The 9,241-nt window shown below is 65.8% G+C and carries 6 protein-coding genes; all 6 read left to right on the top strand.

Annotated features, from left to right (window positions below; all coding sequences use genetic code 11):
- Nucleotides 1–335 precede the first annotated feature (335 nt).
- The 6 genes from ACT6Y9_RS05645 (at nucleotide 336) to ACT6Y9_RS05620 (ending at nucleotide 8,984) form a co-directional block, all read left to right on the top strand.
- Entirely contained in the window at nucleotides 336–3,446 is a 3,111-nt protein-coding gene (locus ACT6Y9_RS05645) for a molybdopterin-dependent oxidoreductase (RefSeq protein ID WP_443743807.1), read from the top strand.
- 25 nt (nucleotides 3,447–3,471) lie between these two features.
- A complete protein-coding gene (locus tag ACT6Y9_RS05640; protein ID WP_295478004.1) occupies nucleotides 3,472–4,380 on the top strand; it encodes a 4Fe-4S dicluster domain-containing protein in 909 nt (302 codons plus the stop codon).
- 15 nt (nucleotides 4,381–4,395) lie between these two features.
- A complete protein-coding gene (locus tag ACT6Y9_RS05635; RefSeq protein ID WP_443743806.1) occupies nucleotides 4,396–5,121 on the top strand; it encodes a cytochrome b/b6 domain-containing protein in 726 nt (241 codons plus the stop codon).
- Between the two features lie 323 nt (nucleotides 5,122–5,444).
- The gene (locus ACT6Y9_RS05630; RefSeq protein WP_443743805.1) at nucleotides 5,445–6,413 is read left to right on the top strand and encodes a formate dehydrogenase accessory protein FdhE; all 969 of its coding nucleotides are present in this window, start codon (nucleotides 5,445–5,447) and stop codon (nucleotides 6,411–6,413) included.
- A 137-nt stretch (nucleotides 6,414–6,550) separates the two neighbouring features.
- Complete coding sequence (gene fdhD / locus ACT6Y9_RS05625) at nucleotides 6,551–7,354, top strand: formate dehydrogenase accessory sulfurtransferase FdhD (protein ID WP_443743808.1); 804 nt, start codon at nucleotides 6,551–6,553, stop codon at nucleotides 7,352–7,354.
- Between the two features lie 352 nt (nucleotides 7,355–7,706).
- Complete coding sequence (locus tag ACT6Y9_RS05620; RefSeq protein WP_295478016.1) at nucleotides 7,707–8,984, top strand: dicarboxylate/amino acid:cation symporter; 1,278 nt, start codon at nucleotides 7,707–7,709, stop codon at nucleotides 8,982–8,984.
- Nucleotides 8,985–9,241 lie beyond the last annotated feature (257 nt).

The raw sequence follows: 9,241 nt of genomic DNA, 5'->3' as shown, positions 1-9,241 counted from the left end.
GCATCGCAGCCAATGCGCGGTGCCGCCTTTTTGAAGGAGTGTTGTAAGTGACTGCTTTTCCCTCCGCAGTTGGTCGGGCGGAATCCCGCCCCTCCCTAGTCCTTCGACGCGTCTACTCCTTCGTGCGGCGGATTTTCTCGCCTTCTGCACCTCGAGAGAATCCACTCCATCGGAGCGTCCGACGAGCCGCTCGCGGGCCCCATGGGCGGCTTCTCAGACGATTCCGAATTCTTTTAGTCAGACCCCCTCCGGTTTTCTTCTCCCCGCCCCCTCCCTCAGCGCTCAGCGGGCCCCTGGAGCAGACCGGAAAAGCACACTCCAACAAAGGAGGACTCATGGAAGTCACCCGCAGAAGTTTCCTGAAGCGCGGCCTCTTGTTCGGCGCCGCTCCCGCGGCCGCCCAGCTCGCGAGCACCGCAGCCTCGGCCGCGCCCGCCGCGAAGAAGCCCTTCAAGCTCGCCAACGTCCAGGAAGCCTTCAACATCTGCTGCTACTGCTCGGGCGGCTGCGGCACGATCGTTTCGGCCCGCAACGGCGAACTCATCAACATCGAAGGCGACCCGGACCATCCGGTCAACCTCGGCGGCCTCTGCCCGAAGGGCGCCGCGCTCTGGGGCCTGAGCAACATCGTCACGCCCGAGCGCAAGGCCGCGCTCAACCCCGGCCGCGTGCTCCATCCGATGGTGCGCCGTCCCGGCTCCAAGGGCTGGGAGCGCATCAGCTGGGATGAGGCGATCGAGGCGATCGCCCGCCGCGTGAAGAAGACCCGCGACGAGACTTTCAAGAAGGAGGAGGACGGCTACACCGTCAACCGCACCGAAGGCTTCGCGGTCCTCGGCGGCTCCCAGATCAACAACGAAGAGTGCTGGCTGCTGCAGAAGTTCACCCGCGCCCTGGGCTCGATCGCGATCGACAACCAGACGCGCGTGTGCCACTCCTCGACCGTCTCGGGTCTCGCGCCCTCGTTCGGCCGCGGCTCCATGACCTCGCACTGGTGCGACTTCGCCAACTCCGACGTCATCCTTTCGTGCGGCGCGAACAACGTCGAGAACCATCCGCTTTCCTCGCGCTGGGTGCAGCGTGCGCAGGACAAGGGCGCGACCTGGATCGTCGTCGACCCGCGCTTCACGCGCTCGGCGAAGAACGCCGATCTCTACAGCCCGATCCGTCCGGGCACGGACATCGCCTTCTACGGCGGTCTGATCAACTTCATCCTCTCGAACAAGCTCTACCAGAAGGAATACGTTCTGCACTACACGAACGCCGCCTGCCTTCTGCGCGAGGACTATTCCTACGATCCAGCGACGGGCCTCTTCTCCGGCTGGGACCCGAAGACGAAGAAGTACTCCGACGAGACCTGGGGCTACGACATCGACCACTTCGAGAAGTGGGACACCTCGCCCGGCGGCGAATACGCCTGGGTGAACAAGCCCGGCACGCCGAAGTTCGAGCCGCCCGAGCTCGAAGTCCTCAAGCGCGACATGACGCTTGAGAACCCGCGCTGCGTCCTCAATGTGATGGCCCGCCACTACGCCCGCTACACGCCCGAACTCGTGAGCCGCGTCACCGGCATGGACATCGAGGTGATGAAGAAGATCTGGGACGTCTACGCCTCGACCGGCAAGCCCGACAAGGCGGGCTCGATCCTCTACGCCCTCGGCCAGACGCAGCACACCTACGGCTCGCAGAACTGCCGCGCGATGTGCATCGTGCAACTCCTCCTCGGCAACGTCGGCGTTCCGGGCGGCGGCATCAACGCGCTGCGCGGCGAACCGAACGTGCAGGGCGCGACCGACGTCGCCTGCACGGTGCCCGACCTCCCGGGCTACCTCAAGTGGCCTGCGGTCCCGAAGCACAAGACCCTTGCGGACTACTGCCACAAGGAGGCCTATGCGGCCGGCTACTACTCGAACAAGCCGAAGTTCATCGTCTCGTTCCTCAAGGAGTTCTTCGGCAAGAACGCCACGGTCGAGAACGACTACGGCTACGACATGCTCCCGAAGATCGGCCCGCGTCTCCCGGCCTCGGCCTGGACCACGATCGGCACCTTCCACATGATGCGCGACGGCAAGATGAAGGGCTACTTCGCCTGGGGCATGAACCCGGCGCACTCGACCCCAAACGCGAAGTTCGCGCGCGAGGCGATGTCCAAGCTCGACTGGATGGTCTGCGCGGACTGGTTCGTGACCGAAACCGCTTCCTTCTGGAAGGCCCCGGACATGAAGCCCGAGGAGATCAAGACCGAGGTCTTCTTTCTCCCGGCCGCCCTCATCTATGAAAAAATCGGCTCGATCTCCAACTCCGGCCGCTGGGTGCAGTGGCGCCAACAGGGCATCCTCCCGCCGGGCGAATGCAAGAGCGACTTCGAGATCATCGAGCTCCTCTTCGCGAAGATCCGCGAGCTCTATGAGAAGGAGGGCGGCGTCTATCCGGACCCGATCCTCAAGGCCAACATGGACTACAAGATCGACGGCAAGTACGACCTGCGCGCCGTGTGCTGGGCGATCAACGGCTACACCGTCGCCGACGGCAGACTGCTGCCGGGTTACGCGAAGCTGGGCGCCGACGGCACGACCGCCTGCGGCATGTGGATCTACTCGGGCTACTACAACAACGAAGCCGCGAAGCTCGATCCGATGAAGCAGCCGCTCGCGCGCCGCTCCAAGAGCGACCCCACGGGCCTCGGCCTCTTCCCGGGCTGGAGCTTTGCGTGGCCGGCGAACCGCCGCGTCCTCTACAACCGCGCCTCGGCCGACCCGCAGGGCCGTCCCTGGAACCCCGACAAGGTCTTCGTCGAGTGGAAGGACGGCAAGTGGATCCAGAACGACGTGGGCGACTTCAACACCACCAAGGGCCCCGACGACAACGCCTTCTTCATGACGTGGGAGCAGAACGCGCGCCTCTTCGCCTACCCGATGGTGGACGGCCCGATGCCAGAACACTTCGAGCCGTTTGAATCCCCGGTGAAGAACCTCTTCAACGGCGCCGACAAGAACCCCTGCGCGCTCTTCACGGACGATCCGTCCGCGAAGCGCGGCAAGAAGGAGGACTACCCGTACGTGGTCACGACCTACTCGGTCACCGAACACTGGCAGACGGGCACCCAGACGCGCAGCATCCCGTGGTTGAACGAGCTCATTAGCTGCAACTTCATCGAACTCTCCGAGGAGCTTGCCGCCGAGAAGGGCATCAAGTCGGGCGACGTCGTGCGCGTGTGGAACAACCGCGGCTCGGTGAAGGTCCGCGCCATGGTGACGATCCGCGTCAAGCCGATGACGATCAACGGCCAGAAGCAGCACGTGGTCGGCATGCCGCACCACTTCTCGTGGGCCGGCACCTTCGCGACGGGCGACAACATCAACGACCTCACCCCGAACGTGGCCGATCCGAACAGCTTCATCCCCGAGTACAAGGCCTTCCTCGTGAACATCGAGAAGGCGGCGTAACCGCGCGACCCCAGGAGACAACCAAATGGCAAACAACAAAGAAGTCGCGATGCTCTTCGACGCCTCGCACTGCACCGGCTGCCGCGGCTGCCAGGTGGCGTGCAAGGAGTGGAACGAGCTTCCCGCGCGACTCGGACTCAATGCGAACCCCTTCACGGGCTCCTACCAGGGCCCCTTCGATCTGAACGGCGACACGCGCCTCGTGATGACGTTCGACGAGAAGCCCTCGGGCAACAAGTTCCACCCGATCAACTGGGCGATCGGCCGCCGCTCGTGCTACCACTGCACGGACGCGGGCTGCGTGGCCGCGTGCTCGTCGGGCGCTCTGCACAAGAACGAGAACGGCGTGGTGAGCTTCGACACGGAGAAGTGCAACGGCTGCACCTTCTGTCAGGCCGCCTGCCCCTTCGACGTGCCGCGCTTCCGTCCGATGGACGGCCGCATCGACAAGTGCACGCTCTGCCTCGACCGCATCGAGGAGGGCCGCAAACCCGCCTGCGTGCACGCCTGCCAGCCCGAGGCGCTCTTCTTCGGTCCCCGCGAGGAGATGCTCAAGAAGGCCCACGAACGCGTCGCCTTCCTCAAGAAGAAGGGCTTCGACAAGGCCGAGGTCTACGGCGAAAACGAGTGCGGTGGTCTGCACATCATCCAGGTGCTCCAGTACGGCCGCGAGGCCTTCGGGCTCCCGGAGAACCCGCAGCCCAAGAAGGTTCTCAACGCCATCGACGTGGTGAAGCCCGTCACGGCTCTGGGCGCCGCCGCCGTCGTGGGCGCGCTCGCCGTGTCGTTCCTCGCGAACCTCGGCTACCGCAGGAAGGAAGTCTCGCTCGAAGAGGCGAAGGCTTCCTGGACCCCCGAGCAGCGCGCCAAGGCCGAGGCCGAAGCCGCCGCCGTCCGCGCCGCTCAGAAGAACGGCTCCGAAGCGCGTCACTGATCGAGGAGGAACAACATGACCCGCTACATCCAGCGTCACTCGCTTCTGACGCGCGTCACGCACGGCGTCGTCGCCATCACCTGCATCCTGCTTGCGGTGAGCGGCCTCTTCGTCTTCTGGCCCGAACTCGGCGGCTCGATCATGGGCGGCAAGTTCACGTACGTCATGCGCATGCTGCACCGCGTGCTCGCGATCCCGTTCATCCTGATCCCGATCTTCGCGATGTTGAAGTCCCCCAAGGGCTGCATCCACATGTTCCGCGACGACATCTTCGGCAAGTGGGACAAGGACGACTACCTCTGGGCGATGAAGTTCCCGCTCTACCTCTTCTTCCCGTCGAAGATCCACATGCCGCCGCAGCACCACGTGAAGTCGGCGCAGCGCTTGGCTGACGGCGCGCTCGTGTTCTTCTGCATCATCATGGCCGTCACCGGCATGATCCTGTGGCTCAACACGGGGCTGCTGCCCTCGGGCGGCTGGAAGGTTGAGTTCAGCACCGACGTGCTCCTCTGGGCGCGCCTGCTGCACGACGTCTTCTTCGCCCTCACGGTGATCGTCGGCATCGCCCACATCTACCTGGGCGCGGGCATCTTCGAGCCCTACCGCGGCACCGCCCGCATCATGTTCGGCGACGGCAAGGTCTCCGAATCGGACGCCCTCTACCACTGGGGCTACTGGGCGAACGAGGAGCTCACGAGTGGCCGCAACGTGACGGTTGAGAAGGACTCGAAGAAGGCCTGATTCAACTGATCCAATCCCTCTTCCGGACCGCCCCGATGGTCCGGAAGAATCCCCGGAAGAATCCTCCCGCCGCCCCGGGACAAAAAGACGCGGCCGGAGACCGGTGGGGCCTCGTTCCTGCTTCATTAAGTCCGAGACTCCAGCGCTCTCCCCGCAGAGGAAGAGAAGGACCTTCAAAAGGTCCATCGAGAAGCGGAATAATCCGCTCACGACCCTGCCGCCCGCAGCGCTCCGATGTTTTCTCCCCCCGAGCGCCGCGCCGCATGAGGGGGAGGCGCCCGCATCCAGCGGACCCTGAGCATTCAACAGAAGGAAGACCAGTCATGACCCCGAAGTCGATCGAACGCGCCCTCGAACGCTACCGCGCCTACAAGGACGAGGACGTCCGCGGGCGCCTCAAGGCCTTCGGCCCGCTCATCCTCGAGTCGGCCGTGCTCGCGAACGAACTCACGGACGCGGACCTCAAGGTGCTGCGCGACCCGACGGACGAGGAGCTCATGGCCGCTGCCAAGGGCGGCGAAACGATCCTCGGGCTCGGGCTCGTCGAAATCAATCCCGAATCCTTCAAGCGCGACCTGAAGCGCATGGGCCATGTGCTCCTCAATTCGCTCGAAGCCTCGGACGCCTTCCGCGCCGCCGCGGAGCAGTTCAGCTGGGCGCCCTTCGCCGAACCGGGGTTCGTGCGCGTCGCCGAAGCCGACCCCATGGGGGCGCTCTCGGAAACCGACGACATGATCGCGGGACTCTCGCCCGAACTCGTCGACGTCTGGGCGCTCCCGGTCCTCGGCCTCACGCTGCGCGCCTACCTCGACCGCTTTGCGAACGAGATCTCCGGGCGCCTGATCGACCTCGAAGAGCGCAAGCCCTCCTACTCGCGCCGCCTCACGTGCTTCTGCTGCGGCGCGGATCCGGACGTCGCGGCGGTCTCCGCCACCAACAACCACGGCAACGTGAAGAAGCTCTACTGCGGCGCCTGCGGCGCGCGCTGGACCTTCGAGCGCATCCGCTGCGCGCGCTGCGGCGACGACGCGGTCTCGGACCTCTCCTACGTGAGTGACGAATCCGACGACTCGCACCGCCTCCACGTCTGCGCGGCCTGCCACGCGGCGATGCCCACGCTCTTCGCGCCGGGCGACGACCTCACGTTCCAGCCCGACGTCGAGTCGATCGTGCTCACGGGCCTTGAAGAGGCCTACGAGCAGGCGGTGCTCGAGGGCACCGTGCCCGAGAAGGTCCTCAAGGAGGGCGACGCCACCGTCGCCGGCCGCGGCCCGGGCAAGGGCATGGTTTAATTTCTCCGCAAGCCCCTTCCGGTTCATCCTTCACTTTCGTCCGAATGAAACATCCCACCGACCTGCGCCCTGCGCCGGAAGCGCTCGGCGCCTGCGCGCTTCCCGCCGCCACGGCTTCCGACCCGGCACCAGGCGTCATGGGCGCCCGCGAGGTGCCGATCGTGCGCATCGCCGACGCCACGTCCGGCCCCGACGCCGACTGGGTGGCCGAGGAGATCCCCGTCGCCCTCGTCTACAACGGCATTTCGCACGTCGTGATGATGACGACGCCTTCGAAGTTGGAGGAGTTCGCCGTCGGCTTTTCGCTCGCCGAAGGCATCGTCGCTTCGATCGACGAGATCTACGGGATCGAGGTGACACAGGGGTGCCGCGGCGGGCGCAACGTCGAGCTCACAATTTCGTCTGAAGCCTTCTGGAGGCTCAAGGACCGCCGCCGCTCGATGGCGGGCCGCACGGGCTGCGGCATCTGCGGCGTCGAGTCTCTCGAAGGCGCCGTGCGCCCGACGCCCAAGGTTCCCTTCACGCAGACCTTCGACCTCGCGCACTACGAGGCGGCCCTGGGCTACCTCGAGGAGATCGAGGAGCTCGGACGCCTCACCGGGTGCACGCACGCCGCGGCCTGGGTGAATCCCGACGGCACGCTCGCGGGCGGCGCCGAAGACGTCGGCCGCCATGTGGCGCTCGACAAGCTCCTCGGGCTTCGCGCCCGGCGCGGCTGGCGCGAAGGCGCCCTCGTCATTTCGTCTCGCGCCTCCTATGAGATGGTGCAGAAGGCCGCGATGTGCGGCGTCGAGGTGATCTTCGCCGTCTCCGCCCCCACGGCGCTCGCCATTGAAGTGGCCGAGAAGACCGGCGTCACCCTCGCCGCCTTCTGCCGCCGCCGGCGCGCCAACGTCTACACGCATCCGGAGCGCCTCGTGGGCCTCGGCTCCCGCGCCTGAGGCCTCTCTCCCCGCTCCCCCGGGAGCGGCCCCATTTCGCCGGACGACCGCACGAGCGGCGCGCCCGGCAGCTGATTTCTTTCATCCTCCTCGTTGAGTTGGGGCGCCTGGGCTTCGGGCCGGCGCCCTCTTTTTTCCTCGGGGACTTTCCCGCGGACCCGCCGACTTTGCCGGGTCTTGCAGATTTTTGACGTACGTTTTCGTCGTTTTCCGCCGCATTGCCCGCAAAAGCGCGGCCGCGGCGCGTCTCCCTATTCCTGATCAGACCGCTCAGGAATAGAATGCCGGCTTCACGTCCTCCAACGGGGGCGGCCCGCTCCGGCCGGCCGTGCCCGTCCACAGCACGACAACCATGACGAACACCACGCAGACCAACGCCCAGGCGCAGGCCCCGAAGACCGGCGGCTGGCTCCTCGCGGGCCTCTACTTCATCGCGATTGCCGCAGGCATCGCCAACGGCGTCTGGGGCACGCCCTTCGGGCATCAGATCGCCGACTTCATCTCAACGATCTTCATCCGCCTCTTCAAATTCATCTCCGTTCCGATCATCGCCGTGTCGATCATCTCGACGCTCGCGGGCATCTCGCGCTCGGGGAATTCGGGCCGGATCTTCCGCCACTCGATCTTCTACACGCTCTTCACGACGATCCTCGCGGCGACCCTCGCCGCGGTCCTCTTCGTGGTCTTCGCACCCGAGAACGTCGCCGTGTCGGCTTCGGCCGTCTCGCCCCTTTCGGCCGTCGCCAACGCCGGCGGCGAAGGGTATCTGAAGTTCGTCGAGTCGGTGATCCCCGACAACGTGCTCGCGCCCTTCCTCTCGGCGAACGTCCTCTCGGTGCTCCTCATCTCGGCGGCGGTGGGCATCGCGATCGCGCGTCTGCCCGAATCGCGCCCGCAGGAGGTGCTCCTCGCCTTCTTCACGGGACTCCAGGAAGTGCTCTTCAAAATCGTGGGCTGGGTGATCCAGATCCTGCCGATCGGCATCTTCGGCTTCTTCTCGGTGCTCGCCGCCGACCTCGCGAGCGGCATCAAGTTGGGCGGCCTCGGGACCTACTTCGCCGCCGTCCTCACGGCGAACTTCGTGCAGATGCTCGTCGTGCTGCCGCTCGTGCTCCTCGCGCGCGGACTCAATCCCATCACCATCGCCCGCGCGATGATCCCCGCCCTCACGGTCGCGTTCTTCTCGAAGAGCTCCGCCGGGACGCTCCCCGTCACGATGGCGAGCGCGGAGAACCGCCTCGGCGTGAAGCGCCAGGTTTCGCGTTTCGTGCTTCCGATCTGCACGACGATCAACATGAACGGGTGCGCGGCCTTCATCCTCCTCACGGTGGTCTACCTCATGCAGAACGCCGGTGCGGACATCACCGTAGGCACGCTCGCCGCATGGGTGATCATCGCCACGATCGCCGCCGTCGGCAACGCCGGCGTCCCGATGGGGTGCTTTTTCCTTTCCGCGTCGCTCCTCGCGAGCATGAACGTGCCGATCCTCCTGATGGGCGTGATTCTCCCCTTCTACGCCGTGATCGACGCGATCGAAACGACGCTCAACGTCTGGTCCGACAGCTGCGTCGCCGCGATGGTGAACCGCGACGTCTACGGCCGGGACGGATTTGAAGCCAAGGCGGAATAATCGGCCGCCCAAGAAGAGGGGCCTTCCAAGAGGGCTCTCTTCTCCCTCCTCCCGCCTTTGCGGCGGGGCGGAACGTCAAAACGAAAAAAACGCTCCGGCAGCGGAATTCGAGCTGCGGGAGCGTTTTTCTTTTCTCCGGCGCCGGGCGCCCGGAGGAGTTGAAGCCCGATCAGTCCGCCGGCTGGACGGCCCCAACGTGGGTCGCCGGCGCCGTGACGGCGCCCGACTTCATCGGAATCGCGATCGAGAGGACGGCG

Origin of the sequence: Sutterella sp. (assembly GCF_052272535.1) — a bacterium.
Taxonomy (GTDB): Bacteria; Pseudomonadota; Gammaproteobacteria; order Burkholderiales; family Burkholderiaceae_F; genus Sutterella.
Note: the sequence above shows the minus strand (reverse complement) of the source record. Positions and strands in the feature narration are given on the sequence as shown.

What these genes read in the sequence shown, in the direction of transcription:
- ACT6Y9_RS05645 (WP_443743807.1), top strand. Translation starts at nt 336, where the DNA reads ATGGAAGTCACCCGCAGAAGTTTCCTGAAGCGCGGCCTCTTGTTCGGC.
- ACT6Y9_RS05640 (WP_295478004.1), top strand. Translation starts at nt 3,472, where the DNA reads ATGGCAAACAACAAAGAAGTCGCGATGCTCTTCGACGCCTCGCACTGC.
- ACT6Y9_RS05635 (WP_443743806.1), top strand. Translation starts at nt 4,396, where the DNA reads ATGACCCGCTACATCCAGCGTCACTCGCTTCTGACGCGCGTCACGCAC.
- ACT6Y9_RS05630 (WP_443743805.1), top strand. Translation starts at nt 5,445, where the DNA reads ATGACCCCGAAGTCGATCGAACGCGCCCTCGAACGCTACCGCGCCTAC.
- fdhD (WP_443743808.1), top strand. Translation starts at nt 6,551, where the DNA reads ATGGGCGCCCGCGAGGTGCCGATCGTGCGCATCGCCGACGCCACGTCC.
- ACT6Y9_RS05620 (WP_295478016.1), top strand. Translation starts at nt 7,707, where the DNA reads ATGACGAACACCACGCAGACCAACGCCCAGGCGCAGGCCCCGAAGACC.